At 54.3% G+C, this 17,300-nt stretch carries 15 protein-coding genes; 2 read left to right on the top strand and 13 right to left on the bottom strand.

Going from position 1 to position 17,300, the window contains the following annotated elements:
• Positions 1-52: 52 nt before the first annotated feature.
• Together AYT24_RS06175 and AYT24_RS06170 are read right to left on the bottom strand one after the other, a co-directional pair.
• Positions 53-652, bottom strand: coding sequence for a 50S ribosomal protein L25/general stress protein Ctc (locus AYT24_RS06175; RefSeq protein WP_010933030.1), 600 nt, complete (start codon positions 650-652; stop codon positions 53-55).
• Between the two features lie 38 nt (positions 653-690).
• Complete coding sequence (locus AYT24_RS06170; protein WP_010933029.1) at positions 691-1,662, bottom strand: ribose-phosphate diphosphokinase; 972 nt, start codon at positions 1,660-1,662, stop codon at positions 691-693.
• A gap of 166 nt (positions 1,663-1,828) precedes the next feature.
• On the opposite strand from AYT24_RS06170, the gene lpxD reads away from it, so the two are divergent.
• Positions 1,829-2,890: a UDP-3-O-(3-hydroxymyristoyl)glucosamine N-acyltransferase gene (gene lpxD, locus AYT24_RS06165; RefSeq protein ID WP_010933028.1), complete on the top strand. Its 1,062-nt coding sequence runs from the start codon at positions 1,829-1,831 to the stop codon at positions 2,888-2,890.
• A 137-nt stretch (positions 2,891-3,027) separates the two neighbouring features.
• On the opposite strand, the gene AYT24_RS06160 is transcribed toward lpxD, so the two are convergent.
• The 6 genes from AYT24_RS06160 to AYT24_RS06135 all read right to left on the bottom strand — a co-directional run bounded on the left by AYT24_RS06160 (position 3,028) and on the right by AYT24_RS06135 (position 10,258).
• Entirely contained in the window at positions 3,028-4,056 is a 1,029-nt protein-coding gene (locus tag AYT24_RS06160; protein ID WP_010933027.1) for a glycoside hydrolase family 15 protein, read from the bottom strand.
• Between the two features lie 113 nt (positions 4,057-4,169).
• Positions 4,170-6,284 (bottom strand): hybrid sensor histidine kinase/response regulator, encoded by a 2,115-nt coding sequence (locus tag AYT24_RS06155; RefSeq protein ID WP_226986780.1) that lies wholly within the window; start codon positions 6,282-6,284, stop codon positions 4,170-4,172.
• Positions 6,281-7,594, bottom strand: coding sequence for an FAD-dependent oxidoreductase (locus AYT24_RS06150; protein ID WP_010933025.1), 1,314 nt, complete (start codon positions 7,592-7,594; stop codon positions 6,281-6,283). The genes AYT24_RS06155 and AYT24_RS06150 overlap by 4 nt, the downstream gene beginning before the upstream one ends.
• The gene (locus AYT24_RS06145; protein WP_226986779.1) at positions 7,585-8,520 is read right to left on the bottom strand and encodes an AfsA-related hotdog domain-containing protein; all 936 of its coding nucleotides are present in this window, start codon (positions 8,518-8,520) and stop codon (positions 7,585-7,587) included. Before AYT24_RS06145 ends, AYT24_RS06150 begins: the two co-directional genes overlap by 10 nt.
• A 487-nt stretch (positions 8,521-9,007) precedes the next feature.
• Positions 9,008-9,400 (bottom strand): nuclear transport factor 2 family protein, encoded by a 393-nt coding sequence (locus tag AYT24_RS06140; RefSeq protein WP_164927253.1) that lies wholly within the window; start codon positions 9,398-9,400, stop codon positions 9,008-9,010.
• 168 nt (positions 9,401-9,568) lie between these two features.
• Positions 9,569-10,258 carry an OmpA family protein gene (locus AYT24_RS06135; RefSeq protein ID WP_164927022.1) on the bottom strand — a complete coding sequence of 230 codons (690 nt, stop codon included), beginning with the start codon at positions 10,256-10,258 and terminating at the stop codon, positions 9,569-9,571.
• Positions 10,259-10,567: 309 nt separating this feature from the next.
• Between AYT24_RS06135 and AYT24_RS06130 the strand changes: the two genes are divergently transcribed.
• Complete coding sequence (locus tag AYT24_RS06130; protein WP_010933020.1) at positions 10,568-11,395, top strand: DUF2515 family protein; 828 nt, start codon at positions 10,568-10,570, stop codon at positions 11,393-11,395.
• 9 nt (positions 11,396-11,404) lie between these two features.
• Here AYT24_RS06130 and AYT24_RS06125 read toward each other — a convergent pair whose 3' ends face one another.
• Genes AYT24_RS06125 through AYT24_RS06105 form a run of 5 tightly spaced genes read right to left on the bottom strand, consistent with a single transcriptional unit; the run spans position 11,405 to position 17,296 of the window.
• The gene (locus AYT24_RS06125; protein WP_010933019.1) at positions 11,405-12,649 is read right to left on the bottom strand and encodes an ABC transporter permease; all 1,245 of its coding nucleotides are present in this window, start codon (positions 12,647-12,649) and stop codon (positions 11,405-11,407) included.
• A gap of 2 nt (positions 12,650-12,651) precedes the next feature.
• Entirely contained in the window at positions 12,652-13,917 is a 1,266-nt protein-coding gene (locus AYT24_RS06120) for an ABC transporter permease (protein WP_010933018.1), read from the bottom strand.
• Entirely contained in the window at positions 13,914-14,606 is a 693-nt protein-coding gene (locus AYT24_RS06115) for an ABC transporter ATP-binding protein (protein WP_010933017.1), read from the bottom strand. The genes AYT24_RS06120 and AYT24_RS06115 overlap by 4 nt, the downstream gene beginning before the upstream one ends.
• Positions 14,603-15,871 carry an efflux RND transporter periplasmic adaptor subunit gene (locus tag AYT24_RS06110; RefSeq protein WP_010933016.1) on the bottom strand — a complete coding sequence of 423 codons (1,269 nt, stop codon included), beginning with the start codon at positions 15,869-15,871 and terminating at the stop codon, positions 14,603-14,605. Before AYT24_RS06110 ends, AYT24_RS06115 begins: the two co-directional genes overlap by 4 nt.
• Before the next feature lie 3 nt (positions 15,872-15,874).
• Positions 15,875-17,296: a TolC family protein gene (locus AYT24_RS06105; protein ID WP_010933015.1), complete on the bottom strand. Its 1,422-nt coding sequence runs from the start codon at positions 17,294-17,296 to the stop codon at positions 15,875-15,877.
• Positions 17,297-17,300: the final 4 nt, after the last annotated feature.

Raw genomic sequence — 17,300 nt, 5'->3', positions numbered from 1 at the left:
CCTTTTTTGAAAAAGGTGGCTTTTTTGAATTTGCAAATCGTTCGAAGGTGAATCAGGCCTCAGCGGTGGCTCCTTCAGCAGCGGTTTCAGCCTCTTTCCTCGGAGCTACAACTGATACTACTGATGTGTCGGCATCACCGAGAATCTGGACGCCTTCCGGTGCGATTGCCTGAAGATCGCGAATATGCAGGGTCTGGCCCAGTTCGAGAGCAGAGACATCGATGGTGAAGTGCTCCGGCATAGCCTCAGGTTTGCCCTTCAGCGGCAGGGTGTGCACGTTGATCTGGATCTTGCCGCCACCGATCTTCACGCCAGGGCACTCGCCTTCGAGGTGGATCGGCACCTCCATTTCAACCACTTCGTCAGTCGAGAAGAGCTGGAAGTCGGCGTGGATGACGCGGTCGGTCACCGGGTCGAACTGCACGTCCTTGATGAACGAGCGGACAGACTTTCCATCTGGGTACTGAAGGTCGATCATGTGCGACTCAGACGAGTGAACAAGCTTGTTGAGGCTGATTTCCTCGACGCTGATGGCAACGGTGGCTTCTCCTTTATGGTAGACGACGGCGGGTACCTGACCCAGGCGGCGCAGTTTTGCGGCCCCGTTTTTCTTGACCTCGCGAAGGTTTACAGACAATGCTCTTGTTTCCATGCTATTTCCTCTGGTTCCTTTAACAGTTAACGCTTGTATTAATGGTGATTGGTAATTTTTTGCGATATGTTCTTGCTGTCGAACAGATAGCTGACCGACTCGCCGTCATAGATTCTCTTGATTGCCTCGCCGAAGAGGTTGCTGATGGTGACCGTCTCGATTTTCGAGCAAAAGTCGTGTTCCGAAACCAGCGAATCGGTGACGATAACCTTTTCGAACACCGAGGTGTTGATGCGCTCGATGGCCGGGCCGGAGAGAATCGGGTGGGTGGCCGCGGCGTAGATTTTCAGACCGCCGGCCTCCTTGATGGCCTTGGCTGCGTTGACGATGGTGCCTGCCGTGTCGATCATGTCATCGACCAGCAGCACGTTTTTGCCTTTCACGTCGCCGATGATGTTCATCACTTCAGCCACGTTCGCTTTCGGACGGCGCTTGTCGACAATGACCAGCTCGGTGCCGAGTTCGGAGGCGAACTTGCGGGCGAGCTTGACGCCGCCTACGTCCGGCGAAGCCACGACGAGGTTGTCGGCAATATCCATGTTTTTGACGTGGTCGATCAGCACCACGCTTGAATAGAGGTGATCGAACGGAATATCGAAAAAGCCCTGAATCTGCGGCGCGTGCAGATCCATGGTGAGAATCCTGTCAGCTCCAGCCTGCGTGAGCAGATTGGCAACGAGCTTGGCGGTAATCGCCACGCGCGGCTTGTCCTTTCTGTCCTGACGGGCATAGCCGTAATAGGGCAGGACGGCGGTGATCCGGTATGCCGAAGAGCGCTTGGCGGCGTCGATCATGATGAGCAGTTCCATCAGATTGTCAGCCGGGGGATTGGTGGACTGGATGATGAACATATCCGAGCCTCTGATCGACTCGAAATAGTTGACTGAAATCTCTCCGTCCGAGAAGTTCTCTGCCTTTGCATCACACAGCGGTGTGCCAAGGTAAGCGGCGATTTTTTTTGCCAGTTCCGGATTGCTGCGTCCAGCGACAATTTTGATTGGTGTTTCCATCGTTCACTGCTTTTTCTGATGAAACGAATTATATTATGGTTCCATCTTCGTTTACCGGGTACGGAGCACGGCTGTCGCAACCGGAACGGTAAAAGGATTCAGAATATAGCAAAACGGATTAAAATTTTTAAGAAATTTTCTGCCTCACCTTGCTGGTGACTAAATCATGAAGATTGCAGATATCAAAGCCTTTCTTGGACGTTATTTTGATCCGGTCGAACTGGTTGGCACGGGTGACATCGAAATAGTAGGGCCAGCCAAAATCGAAGAGGCCTCGACGGGCCATGTCAGTTTTGTGGCCAATGAGAAGTATTACCGTTACATCGCCCAGACCGGCGCTTCGCTTGTTATTGTTAGCCAGAAGGCTCCTCTTGACGACGCATCTCCCGGAACCAGTTTCCTGAAGGTGGCGGATCCATACACCGCCTTTGTGTTCATTCTTCAGCACTTCTCGGGCAAACGCCGCATTGCGGATACCGGCATCGCGGCTTCGGCCTCGGTCGCCGCTTCTGTTCGTCTTGGTGAGAACGTTTCTCTTGGTGAGCATGTTGTCATTGGCGAGAACTGTGTCATCGGTGACGGTACGGTGATCGGCCCCGGCACGGTGCTTATGGACGGCGTGACTGTCGGTTCCGGATGCACGATCTTTCCGCTTGTGACGATTTACGACGGTACGGTGATCGGTGACCGGGTCACGATTCACAGCGGTACGGTCGTCGGTGCGGACGGCTTTGGTTTCGCGCCGCAGAAGGATGGCTCCTATATCAAGATTCCGCAGATGGGTACGGTCGAGATCGGTGACGATGTCGAGATCGGCGCGAACACCACCATCGACCGCGCGACCATGGGCGCGACGGTGATTGAAAAGGGGGCGAAGATCGACAACCTCGTGCAGATCGCCCACAACTGCCGGATCGGCGGCGACACGGTTATCGCCTCGCAGGCCGGTATTTCAGGCAGCGTCAAGATTGGCCGCCAGTGCCTCATTGGCGGGCAGGCCGGATTCGCGGGCCATCTCGAACTTGCCGATCGCACTTCGGTGGCGGCCAAGGCCGGGATTTCGAAATCATTTCTCGAACCGGGGCTGGCGATCCGCGGCGTGCCTGCACAGCCGATGCGCGATCAGCTCCGTCAGGAGGCGCAGGTGCGGGGGCTTGGCGAAATGAAGTCGAAGCTCGAAGCGCTCGAGGCAAAGCTGCTGGCGTTACAGCAACAGCTCGGTGAGTGAGGTCTTTACACACCAGCTCCGGGGTTGGAGGGTTCTGTGTCAAGGTGAAGTCCCTGTTCTCATCGATACGAGCTTTTCCTGACGAGATCAGTCTCAAAGTTCAGGGGATAAGCTGCGGATGCCGGCCATTTTATGTATCAGGGATTCGCGAGTGGCAGTTTACTGTCGATCAGGGTTGCGGCGGCGTTGATGTAGCCGATGTGGCTGAAAGCCTGTGGGAAGTTGCCCAGCATCTCCCTGCTGTATGGGTCATACTCTTCCGAAAACAGTCCGAGATCGTTGGCCGCAGCCATCGTTATACCGAGCAGCTTTTCGGCTTCAGCGCTCTTTCCTGACAAGGCGAGGCACTCAATCATCCAGAAATTGCAGAGCAGAAAGCCCCCCTCATCTTCTTCGAGTCCGTCATCAGCACGGTAACGTCTGATGAATCCATTGTCCATGAGATGCGTCTGGCAGGCTTCGATTGTGCCCTGGATGCGTTGGTCGGTTACGGGCAGAAAGTCGACGAGCGGCATGATCAGGAGGCTCGCGTCGAGAATCTCCGTGTCGAAGCGCTGGACGAAGGCGTTCAGCTTCTGGCTGAATCCGCGGCTGCCGTTTTTCCGGTAGGTGTCGTGCAGCCACCGGATGAACGTGTCCGCTTCGCTGGTGTGGCTGAGCGCGAAGAACGCCTTGAGGGTGAATGAGGCGTTGCGGATCCAGGTGAAGCGGTAGTCCCAGTTGCGTTTTCCGCCGATGCTTTCGGGCAGCGAGGTGGTGGCGGCGGCGACGATGGCTCCGGTCTGCTGAAAGGTGAGCAGCTTGAGCGTCAGCGTGAACTTCACGCGTCCCTCATCGACGCGGATGCAGCGGTGAATACCCTGGGTGCGCTCGCGAGTCTTGTCATCCTGATGCGGCATGAAGTCGTAGAGCGCCGCCTTGCCGTTTCTGGTCGTAAACGAAGTGCAGAGGATGCAGGTGTCCGGCAGGTACTCTCGCCTGGAAGAAAAAGCTTCGGCGGGTTTCAGACTGAAATATCCGCCTTTTCGTTCATCAAGCAGGGCCGCGAATACGGTTGGTGAGTCGAAATAGGGCAGCGAACAATAATCGATCGAGCCGTTCGAGTTGACCAGGGCGGCAGTTCGCGTGTCACCGATCACGCCGCAATCCGAAATATTGGGATACATGGCATAAGATGAAGTGCAACACTGTATTTACGCCAATAACCGCAAAATGCTTTATGTTTTCCTAAGTTGAGCGATTCGCCGTTACAACGGCGAATCGCTCAACTTAGGTCTATTTATGCTGCTGGCGTATTTACCTTGAGCATGGAGGTAACTTTTTGCAAGAAAGGCTTGAGCTTGACCGGTTTCAAGAGGGTATCGTTGATGCCGCTTTCTTTGGCAAGTTTCAGTGTTGCATTGTCCAGATTGCCACTCAGCCCGAGTATCGGTATGTCGCGATAGGGCGATGGCATTGCGCGAATGCGTTGGGCAGTCTCAAAACCGTCGAGAACCGGCATTCTCATGTCGATGACCAGCAGGTCGCAGGGCTGTGATTTCAAAATATTAAGCGCTTCGAGGCCGTTGGAAGCTTCGAAAATTGTGATGCCCAGCTTGTTGAGCATCAACTTGATGACCCTGCGGTTGAAATCGAGATCGTCCGCTACCAGCACGGTCTTGCCCGATAGCGATTCCTTGAGTGTTTCCCTGGCCATCTCCAGCGAGCTTTTCATGGCGTTCAGCAGTTCAGGTAGCGCTGGCGGCATGATAATGACGGACGCGACGCCATTGATGGTGTCGACCGGGGGAAGGGGCGAGAAGCTGCAACCGACAACGGGAATATTCCGGTCTTTGTTTTTGACGATGTTTCCAAGTTTTGCTGTTCCAGCCGGTAGAGGACTGATACCAGAAAGAACAAGGTCGTAGTGGTTTGCTGCGAGCATTTCAAGGGCCTTGTTGTTATCCTCGGCGTTATCCAGACCGATTTTCAGCGGCATGAGCTGTTGACGGATCGATGGCACATATGCTTCGGGAATGGCGGCCATGAGTACGTTTTTTCCTGCCAAGAAAGGTGTGTATTCCGCATAGAGGTTCCGTTCGAATTTGTTGATTGTCGCCTTGTCGAGAACCGGGAATTCCAGAGTAAACTCCGTGAATATGCCCACTTCTGATTTGCAGGAGATTTGTCCATTGAAAGATTTCATCACCCTTTGGCAGAACGCCAGACCAAGCCCTGTGCCGTTTTTCTTGCCCGAAGTGAAGAACGGCTCGAAGATTCTTGGAAGGATGTTCGGTGGAATTCCCGGGCCATTATCACGGATGAGAATTCTGTTGACTGATTCCCCTCGCTGGATTGTGATCGCGAGGCGCCCGTCAGGCACCTGCTGAAGAATCTGCAGGGCGTTTTCCAGCAGATTGTGAAACAGCAGGATGTAATTGTTCTCTTCGCCAAGGAATATAAAATCTTCTCCCGGACTAAGATAAATCTTTTGTCGTTCGTGTTCTGAGGCATAGCCATACTCTTCTATGGCTTTTCGGGTTATTGTCGTTGCTGACAGGCAAGTCAGCTCCTTTTTCGAGACATCGGTGTTTCTGAAATTGCCAAGTGTTACGGTAATAACCTGAAGGCCACGGTTTATTGCCGTCTGTGCCTGGATTGCCCGCTTTTGGATCGTTTCAATATTCTTTTTAGGAAGCGATGCGTAATCATTTTCGGTGCTGCTTCGTGGCAACTCCAGCAGGATTTCGTCAAGATTTTGGCGCACCTGTGAGAGTGGATTGCGCATCTCATGGGCGATACTGCCTGCGAGGGCTTCAAGAGCGCGATACTTTTCTTCCGCTTTTTTTCTTTCGAGTTCTTTAAGGGTGTTCCGGTTAGCGAAGCTGAAAATAGATCCGGCGACGATGGAAAAGCTTATGACAATCGAATAGAGCGGAATATTAAAGGTCGGATTGAGTGGTACATAGGGAACTGACAGATTGTGAAAGAGGATTGCGCCCAATACGCCGGTAAGTAAATCGAACATGAACAGCAACCAGTTTGGCACAAACATCATCAGTACGAATACCATGAATATTTCCCAGTAGAGCCAGAGCTCATGAAAATTGTTCATGAGAAGGTTCACCGTGAAAGTGAACGGCAGGATGATAATCAGGAAGGTATGCCAGAAGTAAGGAAAATAGGGGGAAAAAGACTCGGGTAGACGGTGCATGAAGATGAGGCTTATGCACAACAGGGTGGCAACCATTCGGAGCCAGAAGTTTTCATAGGGCAGATGGAAGCCGTATTTGAAAACCACATAAAAAAAAATATTAGCGAGTGCTCCCAGTATGCCTGACACCATAGCGTCTGAACGGGAAACTAACGTTCCTTCCCTTAGGTATTCAGTTAACTGCTCAATGAGTTTTTTCAAGAACCATCTCCAACTACTTTTTCAATACACTCTTTGGCTGCTCTGAAGCAGGCCTCGATCGAGGCCCCCCGGCGATAGTCACCAGTGGTTCCGAAACCGGATAGACGGTTTACCAGCCGGTCTATTTCTTCGAGAAGCAGGTGGTGCTTGGGAGAATATGCGCATAAACCCTTTGGAAAATATCTGAATACAAAGGCCTCTTTTGGATTGTCTTTTATGCTAAAGTAAGGAGATGCAGTCTTTTCACCAAGACTTATTACTTCTTCAGGGGTGGAATGTTCAGAGATCGCGGCTCTTGAGGCTTTACCGCTGAAGGTATATCTGACAATATCCAGATCATTAAGACCATAGGCCCCTGCGTTGCTCAGTGGGGAATTGCGGTCGAAAACCATTGCGCGACGGTTTTGGGGAAAGACCTCGTCACGATATTTTACGATCGCTATGCTGACCGGGAAATAGCTGATCTTATTGAGCAGTCTGGAGGCTTCAGGCAGCTCATCCTGGAGCAATTCGGCCAGACTATAAGCGGGCAGGGCTGAAATGATCCTGTCATAACTTCCGGTGCCTGATACCGCGCCATTCAGATAGTTTATGCGAAATTTGTCCTGATCTTTCGCTATCGACGTGACTCTGTGGCCGGTCAATATCCTGAAAGATGACTCCTGTCTGTGACTGGCAATGAATGTATCGAGCAGATTATACATTCCTAAGGTGAGTTGTTCGAAACTGTCGAGGGCAAGGGCTAGGTTCGAACCGAAATTTCCAGGATAACACTCCTCAGGCTCGGCTCCATTCATCCGGATTGTTATTGGTCTTATCACCCTGTCGATACAACGCTGGTTCAGATACCGGTCAAGTGTGAGATGATCAAAGTTCTCGCTCAGTGCTCGGAAATAGTCACTGCACAGAACCCCCTGACTACGATCATTCAAAATCGCCTGGATGTGAGGGTAGAGACGGGTTATTCCTTTTCTGAGGCCGCAAAGGCGGATGATTTTAAGGAGATTGAGCCATGCGGAGCCTTCCCGACTGATGGAGACGATGCGTCCGTTGATAAGCTGTGACGTGTTTATACCAAAATACTCAAATGCAGGATCTCCGTATGCTCTGGCGAATTCGCGAAAAAGCAAATAATTGCGACCAATATTCTTGCCACCAAAATCTACCCTGCGTTCCTGCAAAAAATCGCTGCCAGCTCTGCCGCCAATTTGGTTTTCTGATTCAAAAATATCAATGCTGACTTTTTGCTGCGCAAGGTAGAATGCAGCAGCAATACCTGATATTCCGCCCCCAATGATTGCTACATGCATTGCGTTGATACCATTGATTCATACATTCTTTTGAGCTTCGAATCAAAATTGGTCTTATGTCTTTCTATAATTTTTTTCAAACGTTGCTCTTTTTGCTCATAACGTTCAGCATTGGTGCAAGCGAATCCTTTCAGAATGGCATCCGCACATAGCCTGCCCCATTGAAAGACCTGCATATAGATACAGGCTTCCGCATCGTCACTTGTTTTGCTTGATGTAAAATCAGTGTAACACCTGCATATTATAGGAGATTCCTGTTCAAGAAAATGGTAGAAACTCGTGTTGTAATTTAGCAGGGCAAGTTTTCCGTCAAGTGGCAATCCTTGATAGTGAGCGCTTGCAATTCCAGCCTGTCTCAATGCCTCGAGAATAAGTAGTCCTTGAACATGAGGTGACTGATGATCGAATTTCAGCTCCGCTGTTTCTGAAAATATATTGAAGTAACGCAGCCTGCCAGCTGTAAAAGGTTCTGAAACAAGAACATTCGCTTCGACATGTTTGTGAACCAGATTTTTCTGAATAAGAGCTGGTAGCGGGTCATTCGGGCTGAGGGCAATTGGACTGTTGATAAGACAGTTCAGGTCAAGCGGCAGTTTTTTCATGAGGTGCGCAGCCGTGTCAATACCGAATGGCGCATCATTGTTCCAACCTGATATAGCAATGGCCTCGAGTTTTTCGTAGAGACCCGGATGAATACGGCGATATTCCTGGGAAAGGAATGGTTGGCAAGCGTCACCAAGAAGACACTGGAAATCGCATGCTTCTTCGGGCGATTCGGCTATGAGCAACGACCGCTCTTCGGCAGAAAAAGGAGGGCTGTCACCTTTGAGGAGCAGACAATAAGATGCTGTGTCGAGAACAACACAGCGGGAGCCATTCGCTGTTCCCGAGTGATGGTTTGTTTGCTGTGTCATACTGGCGCTCATGAAAAAAGCTTTTTCAATGGTTATGATGGCCGAGCGTTATATGAACAAGTTCAATTTCTGCTTTTGTCCATCATGGTTGTCCAGAATTTTTTGTAATGTTTTCAGGACTTCCATGCTGACTTGTTCACGTGTGCTTGCAGCAGGGCTGCATCCAAGCGTTTCAGCATTACAATCAGAACCGGATGCTCACCTGATAACGAGTCAAGACAATTGTAAGGGACGCGGAAAATTGCTCCTCTTTTCATTACAATTTAACATTTAAAACCATCAATTGCCGACCAGAACGTAGGTAAAATGCTATTGTGTTTTACCTGTTTGTGTATATAAGGATTTTATTGGAAATTCACTATAGCTCACGGTTATATGGCTCAGTGCGTTACATTTTTTTTCTGTAAGAACTCGGGGTAGAACGAGCTATGAGTGTCTTCATGTTGCCAGTGATCGCCTATTGGCAATGACCGGCAACGCAGCTCATAAAATGGTTCACTTATGACAGGTTCCTTGGCAGCTGCGACGAGTGGTGGTGGATGATGGGTCGTTCATACTCCAGATTTACGGCAAAGGTGAACCTGGAAGGAAAGGTCAGCAGAAGCTGGTCAACTTCGAACTCGAATGCGTAGGTTCCGCTCAGTATCCAGGCGCTTCCTCCCAGAAACTGTTTCTTGAGTGATTTCTCGTACAGCCGGACCTGCAGATTGTCTCTGGTTGCGAGTTGTTCGAAGTAGTGGCGTATGCCTTCGGTGGTACTGACGGTATGAGGGGAAAAAGTCGGGATCAGCACCGCTTGTTCATGATAGAGCTGCTCTACTTTTTCGATCTTTCCGGTGCATATTCCGGTTATCCATTCCGAAAGAACTTCTTCGGCATTTTGGTAGCGCATGGCAGGTGGCGTGCTGGTGATCAAGACCCCTTAATGCAGGTTTCCTCAGGCAATGCAAGGAAGAAAACTGCCCGTCGGGCATGACTCAGACGCATCTCTGAGCAAGCCGGACGGGCTAAAAATAAGCATTTTTTTAGTTTTGGCAAACCTTGGTTTGAACCAAGACAATCAAAGCTTTAGTTCTCCGGCCTGGGCTTGTCGCTTCAGAGCGTCGTTGGCGTAAATCAGTACTTCGACGCGGCGGTTCAGGCGTCTGCCTGCCTCGGTTTCATTGGTGGCTACCGGTCGGGTTTCGCCGTATCCGATTGCAGTGAGACGGCGGCCAGAGACGCCATAGGTTCTCAGAAGCGTCGCAACCGATTCGGCGCGTCGTTCGGAAAGAATCTGGTTCGAGGCTTCTGTGCCGGTATTGTCGGTATGCCCTTCAATGACCACGTTAGTATCGTTGTAGCGGTTCAGGATTCTTGCAAGTTTCTCGATGTTGTAACGGCTGTTGGCGTTGAGGGTTGCCGAGTCGGTCGAGAAGAGCAGGCCGGTATCGAAAACCACGCGGATGCCTTCGCCGACTCGCTCGACCTTCGCTCCCTGAACCTCCTGGCGAATTTCGTCGGCCTGCTTGTCCATGTAGTCGCCGATGACCGCGCCAGCCGCGCCGCCGATGGCAGCGCCGATCAGCGCTCCCTGAACCCAGCTGCCGTTGTTGCTGCCGATAATGCCGCCGATCAAGCCGCCGGCTGCCGCACCGTACCCGGCACCGCGCCCGGCGTTTGTCGTGGACTGGCAGCCGGTGGTGACAGTAGCTGTCGAAGCAAGGAGGAGCAAGGCCGCCGGTTTCGAGAATTTCTTGATCGTTTTCATTGTCATCATGGTTTGGGGTTCAAAAAAAATATCATGTGCTATTGCTATCAGATTAGCCGCAACCGATACTGAATGACCAGATGCGTCTCTTGAGCAAATTTATGAAAAGTAATGCTATTCTTCGTATGAAGGGTTCCCTCAATGCCGAAAAGGGGGAAAATTATTTGCCGGAATCCGGGGTTGTCAGTACAGGATTGGCTCATCTGTTCATGTTCTCCTCAAATCCGGTGATGGCATCGTTTTTGGGGACTCCTTGCGAAACACGATAACGGTGAGTTGGAGTTGTAACCCATTTCACGACAAATATCTATGTTGCGAAGTAAAGAGGAGTGGCAAGAGACCGCCGAGTCGGTTTTGCCGCCGGAAGAGCGGTATGTCGACCGTAACCGCATGATTACCGCTCGCTATGCAGGCTGGTATCTCGAAAATCCTGGAACCCTGAAATGGGCCGGTATGGCGGCCTTTGCTTCCCGGCAGGTCGGCTTGGCCATTATGGCTGCCGATCTCATGACCGCGCCAGAGCGAGACGGTTCCGGCAATCCCTTGCTGGCACTCCACCGTTTCGGTGTGGACTGGTTCATGCGTGCCGATTTCGAACAGATTCGCCGGGGCAACAACAACATTTACCGTGATATCGCCTGGGCGCACGCTGCTTATGTCGGTGGCGGGATGGCCGAGCTGGAAGCGTGCGCTTCCGAGCCCGAGGATACTTTGCTGGTGAAGGGGTTCGGTATGATCGATCGGGGGCGCGCACTGTGTCGCCGGGATGCCGGCAGCCCGGCGGGGGAGCGATTGATCTGGGAGGGCAATATCTGCCTGCTTCGTCACGAGCAGGTCGATGTGCTTCAGCCGATATTTGACACGCTGAGCGTCGGCGGGCGCATTATGGCTTCGTTCGGCAGCGAGCTCGATTTTTCAGGAGCGCTGTTTCCCGACTCTCGTTTCCGTACCTCCTTCAGCTTGTTTTACGGTTATCTCGAAACACTTACGGGCCTGAAAAGCGTGGCCAATCCCGACGACCGGTGGCGTTGGGTCGAACAGAGCGTCATCCCCTCATGGCAGGCGGCAGAGCGACAGATGAGCGCGCCGTGCCCGACCAGAAACGCGTTGCAGAAAATGGCTGCCTGTGAGCAGTGAGCTGCTCATTTACCTCGAAGCGCGGAGTGCAGTGACCGGGTCAAGGCTGGAGGCTTTCCAGGCCGGGAAAAGTCCGAACGAGATGCCGATGACCGAGCATACTGTCAGCGACACGACGACCCACAGCCACGGAAACATCACCGGCAGGTTGAATTTGACCGCCACCAGGTTGCCTGCCGCTGCTCCGGCCACGATGCCGAGGACGCCGCCGCCGATCGAGAGCAGCAGCGCTTCGAGCAGGAACTGCTGCAAAATCGAGCGCCGCGGCGCGCCGACCGACATGCGGATGCCGATCTCCCGTGTTCGCTCCGTCACACTGACCAGCATGATGTTCATGATGCCCACGCCGGCGGTCAACAGCGCCATAAAGCTGATGATAAATGCTCCGATGCTGACGATTCGCTGGATGTCGCGGAACGAATCGACCAGCGATTCATTGGTTCTGATCTCGAAATCGTTCGGCATTTTCACCGTCAGCCCCCGCGCCAGCCGCATTGCGCCGATGGCCTGATCGATGGTTTGCTGGTAGGTTTTCTGTGAGGTGGCCTCAACGCTGATGGCTATGCTGGATTCCTGATTGACCTCTTCGAGGAAGCGGGTGATCGGGATGAGCACGAAGTTGTCCTGGCTCTGACCGAACGCCGGCCCTTTTTTGCTGAACACGCCGATGACCGTGTAGGCCTTGCCATTGACCCTGATCTGTTTGCCAACCGGATTCTGTCCCTGCTGGAAAAGGTACGCGGCGACATCGCTGCCGATAACGGCGGTGTCGGAGGCATAACGGAGGTCGCCGTCGTTCAGGTTCCTGCCCTCGATGACATCAAAGCCATTGGCCGGAGCGAAGCTTTCGTCGCCTCCGGTCAGCGTGACGTCGGGATTGGTGATTTCGTTGCCGTAACTGGCCTGCGCAGCCTGGCTCGTGATGATCAATCCAATGTTGCGCGCGCTCTGGCCCATGTATTTTTTAAAGAGCTGCGCCTCCTGCCAGGTGATGTCCTTGCGGTTGGCGTACAGATTCCGGTTGTGGCCTTCGCCGAACACCGTGGCCGGATTTTTCTGGATCTGAAAGGTGTTCGCGCCGAGGCTCGACAGGCCAGAGGCAATCGAGCGGTCAACCGCGTCAAGCGCCGTCATGACTGCGATGATGGAGAAAACGCCTACCGCCACGCCGAGCGTGGTCAAGGCTGAACGAAGCTTGTTGACTGCCAGCGATGTTGCGGCTTGTATCACGGTTTCACGGATCGGGAGCGTCATGGCTATTCGTACCTGAGTGAAACGGCCGGATCGAGCCTCGATGCCGAAATCGCCGGAGCGAGGCCGGAGATGATACCGGTTGCCACCGACACCACGAGGCTCGCCAGGACGAGCATCGGTGAGAAGCTGACCGGGAAATCGGGTAGCAGATTCTGAATCAGCACGGTGATCGACAGCGCCGTGACGAGGCCAATCACGCCGCCGACAAGGCAGATCATCACCGATTCGATGAGAAACTGCAACAGAATCGTGCGCCGTCGTGCGCCGAGCGCCTTGCGCAGGCCGATTTCGCGGGTGCGCTCCTTGACGCTCACGAAGGTGATGTTCATGATGCCGATGGCTCCAACAAACAGCGACATTCCGGTGATGAAGATGCCCGCAACGGCGATGCCGTTCTTGATCGGATCGAGCTGGCTTTTGAACGCCTGCTGCTCGTTGATGCCGAAGTCGTCCGCCTTGCCCGGCGGCAGCCTCCGGATGCGCCGCATCAGTCCGGTCAGCTCCTCCTTGGCCTCCGGAATCCGTTTTTCATCCCTGACCTTGACCCTGATTGTCACCATCGAGGTTTTTCCGTACACCTTCGTGAACGCGCCGAGCGGCATGATGAGCTGGTTGTCGAAACTGAACAGTCCGAGGAATTTGCCCTGCTTTTTGAAGACGCCCACCACGCGCACATTGTGATTTCTCAGTCGGATCGACTTGCCGACTGCCCGTCCGTCGGGGAAGAGGCCGGTAGCGATGTCGTTGCCGATGACCGCGACAGCGTCGCCTGCCGCCGACTCCTGCGCTGTGAAAAAGCGCCCCGCCGACAGGTCTCCCGAAGCGGTGAGCGGGTAGTCCTGGTTGGTGCCGAGCGCGAAGATTTGCAGAATCTCGCGGTCACGGTAACGGGCGGAAGCCTGGATGGTGGACATTTGCGGTACGGCCACGATCAGCTCGGAGAGCGTTTTGCCTGCGATGATCCGGTTGATCTCGGTGGCATACCGGGTTTCGATATCAGGCCGGTTGCGGTAGCGCCACCACGAGCCCATCGTGCTCCACGATCCCTTCTGCACGTAGATCACATCGTAGCCAAGCATGGCGAGGCTCCGGTCAAAACCGATATCGATGCCGTTGATCGCCGTGCCCATCATGGTGATCGCCACGATGCCGATGATGACGCCAAGCGCCGTCAGGAATGACCGGATCTTGTTGGCCCTGATTTGGTACACGGCGATATTCAGGCTTTCGACCGTTTCGTACCGGAACTGCCGCAGAGTGCTGTTCATGGCGCCGAGTCGCTTTCGATTCTGCCGTCTCGCAGGCGGATGATGCGGCGGGTGAAGCGGGCGATGTCCTCTTCGTGGGTGATGAGGATGATGGTGTTGCCCGCGTCGGAGAGTTTGCTGAAAATCTCCATGATGTCGTGGCTCGTGGCCGTATCGAGGTTGCCGGTCGGCTCGTCGGCCAGGATGATCGACGGGTGATTCACCAGCGCCCGCGCGATAGCCACGCGCTGCGTCTGCCCGCCCGAGAGTTCGCCGGGCTTGTGGTCGATGCGGTCGACGAGACCAACCTGTTCGAGTGCCTGCCGCGCCCGTTCGAGCCGCTCCTCCGGCTCGACTCCGGCATAGACCAGCGGCAGTTCGACATTGCGCAGGCAGTTGAGGCGCGGCAGCAGGTTGAAGGTCTGGAAGACAAAGCCGATCTCGCGGTTGCGGATGCGGGCCAGCTCGTCGTCGTCCATGTCAGCCACATGCTGGCCGTTCAGCTCGTAGCGTCCCGACGTCGGTGTGTCGAGGCAGCCGAGAATGTTCATCAGGGTCGATTTGCCGCTGCCCGATGGCCCCATGATGGCCGCGTAGTCGTTCCTGCGAAAATCGAGGTTAATGTCGTCGAGCGCCTTGACCGTCTGGTCGCCCATGGTGTAATACCGGCAGAGGTTGCTGATCCGGATGATGTACGGCTGCTTGCTCATCGTTTCTTCTGAAGCTTCACGGTGCTACCGTCCTGCAATTCGCGGCTGATGGCGCCGTAACTGCCCGACACGACCTCTTCGCCCTCTTTCACTCCTTCGAGGATAATAATATGGGTGTTGTCGGTCGTGCCGGTTTTGACCTTTCTGAAGCGCACATGGTCGCCTTCGACGACGAACACGCCTTCGGTTTCATCGGTAAGGCGATGATTCTGGTTGAGCTGCACGACCTTGTTGTTGCTTGTGGAATCGGTTGGCGTTGCCGCTTTTTTGCCGCCCGCCGTTCGCATGGTGACGCTCTGGATCGGCACTACCAGCGCGTTCGGCACTCGCTGGGTTTCGATATTTGCCGTGCCGCTCATGCCGGGTTTGAGCAGGCGCTGGTGGTTGAGGATTTTGATCTTGACCTCGAAGTTGGTTGCCTCCTCCTGCGTGTTCGCGGCCTGAGTTTTGGCAGAATTGGCGATTTCGCTCACCTCACCTTTGAAGGTGCGGTCGCCGAACGCATCGACCGTTACGGTGACTGGGTTGCCGACCTGCACGTTCACGATGTCGTTCTCGTTCACCTCGACCTTGAGCAGCATGTTGTCCAGATTGGCGATCTTGAGCACCTCGGTGCCGGGGAACTGGCCGGTGCCGACAACGCGCTCGCCTGGTTTGCTACTTAGCGAAATGATCGTGCCGTTGATGGGCGAACGCACCACGGTTTTGGTAAGGCGCTCTTCGTTCTGGTCGAGCAGGCTCTGGTTCTGGTCGATGGAATATCGGGCTGCTTTCCAGGCTGCACGGCTCGTTTCGGCGTTGGTTTTCGCCGAGAGCCAGTCGGTTTGGGAAATGAGCTTGTCTTTATACAAAATGTCTGCTTTGCGAAAATCGTCCTCCGCCTTAAGCATCCGTGCTTTGGCCTCCATGCTTTGCGCCTTCGACAGATTGAGCTGCGCCCGGCTCTGCTTGACCTGGTTGACGTAGATGTCGGGCTGGATCCGGAAGAGCAGTTGCCCGGCTTTCACCTCCTGCCCCTCCACGACCGGCAGCTCGATGATCTCGCCGGAGACGTCGGGAGACATGGCTACTTCGGTTTCAGGCTGAATCTTGCCGGTTGCAGTAACGGTGTGCACCACCTCCTTGCGGAACACCTTTTCGGTGGTCACCTCGACCGCTTTTTCGCGCGTGTTCAGCCAGATGAGCGCTGCGACTCCGATGGCGAAGAGCGCGCCGCCGATGATGAAGATGTTGCGGAGTTTTCCGGAGCGTTTGGTGTTAGCCATAAATCAGTGAGATGATGCGTTGCTGACCTCTTCGATGCCGACGCCACTGGTGTAATCGAGCAGCGCCTTTTGCAGCGCGAGGTTGTAAATCGCCTGCGTCAGGGTCGAGCGGGCGCTGAAAAGCGCCGCCCTCGCCGAGCTGAGTTCGACAAAGTTCGAGGCACCGAGATCGTATTTGCGAGTGATGCCCTGAGCCGCCGATTCCGAAGCCTTCAGGCTCTTTTTTGCCGACTCGATTCGGGTGAAGGCTGCCTGGTAGTCACCGGCGACCTGCTTCAGGTCGATTTCGATGCCATCTTTCAGCTCCTCGTAATCGAGCTGCCTGTTCCGGCTGACCACCTTTGCCGACTCGACATTGTAGCGCGTCGAGAAGCCGTCGAAGATCGTCCACGAAAGGTTAAGCGAAACGGCGTGGTCGATGCCGTTTTTGAGCTGCTTGCTGACGGACGGATAGGCGTAGTCGTAGGTCTGGCCCAGCATGGTGGTTTTGTAGGAGTCGATCGCGCCACTGCTCATGGTGAAGGCGAGGTCAAGCCTTGGCAGCCGCGAGCCTGCAACCTGCCGGACATCCTGCCGCGCTGCGTCGCGTTCGAGGCCCTGCGCCTTGAGGTCAGCCCGCTGCTGGAGGCTTGCTGCCGAAAGCGCCGCAATGTCCACCTCGGGCGAGAGCTTTTCGATTGCCGCGGTGTCCACCGGTTCGAGCGCGATCTCTTCAGCCGGATCGATGCGCAGGCGCCGGACGAGTTCGAGCTTGCTTCGACGGAGCTGGTTTTCGGCGTTGATGACGGCGAGGTTGCTGTTGCTCGCTTCCGCCTGCTGCTGGTAGAGGTCGGTGATGGACTTGAGGCCGATGTTGAACTGCCGCTCGGTCAGGGTCAGCAAATCGCGCGATGTCTTGAGATTTTCCCGCGCGATATCGAGCAGTTCCTTGTCCAGCAGCACCTGATAGTAGTGCTGTGTCACGTCGTAAGCGATGGTCTCTTTTGCGCGCTGAAGCGTGAACCCCGCGGCCTTTTTGCGGTCGAGCGCCGCTTGCAGGGCTGCGTAGTCGCTCAGGCCGTTGAAGAGGTTGAGCGATGCCGTCAGGCTCATATCGACGGTCGAAGTGCGGGAGGTCATGTTGATCGCTGTGTCCGACCCGGCGCCGTACAGCGGTGAGTATGATGTGTATGAGCGGTTGACCGAACGGGGTACATAACTGGCCGAGGAGGTGACTTTTGGCAGGAAGTTGCCATACCTTCTCAGAAGATCGACACCGCTAAGATGCCGGGCGTTTTCAGCTTTTTTAACGTCGGAGGCGTTGTTGAGCGCAATCGTGATGCACTCGTGCAGTGAAAGGGTTCTCGCCGGCTGACTTTCTGCGTGGATGGTCAGGGCTGGCAGGATGAGGAGAAGAATACCAATGAAAACGCTTTTTTTCACCATTCGA

Origin of the sequence: Chlorobaculum tepidum TLS, assembly GCF_000006985.1 — a bacterium.
Classification (GTDB): domain Bacteria; phylum Bacteroidota; class Chlorobiia; order Chlorobiales; family Chlorobiaceae; genus Chlorobaculum; species Chlorobaculum tepidum.
Note: the sequence above shows the minus strand (reverse complement) of the source record. Positions and strands in the feature narration are given on the sequence as shown.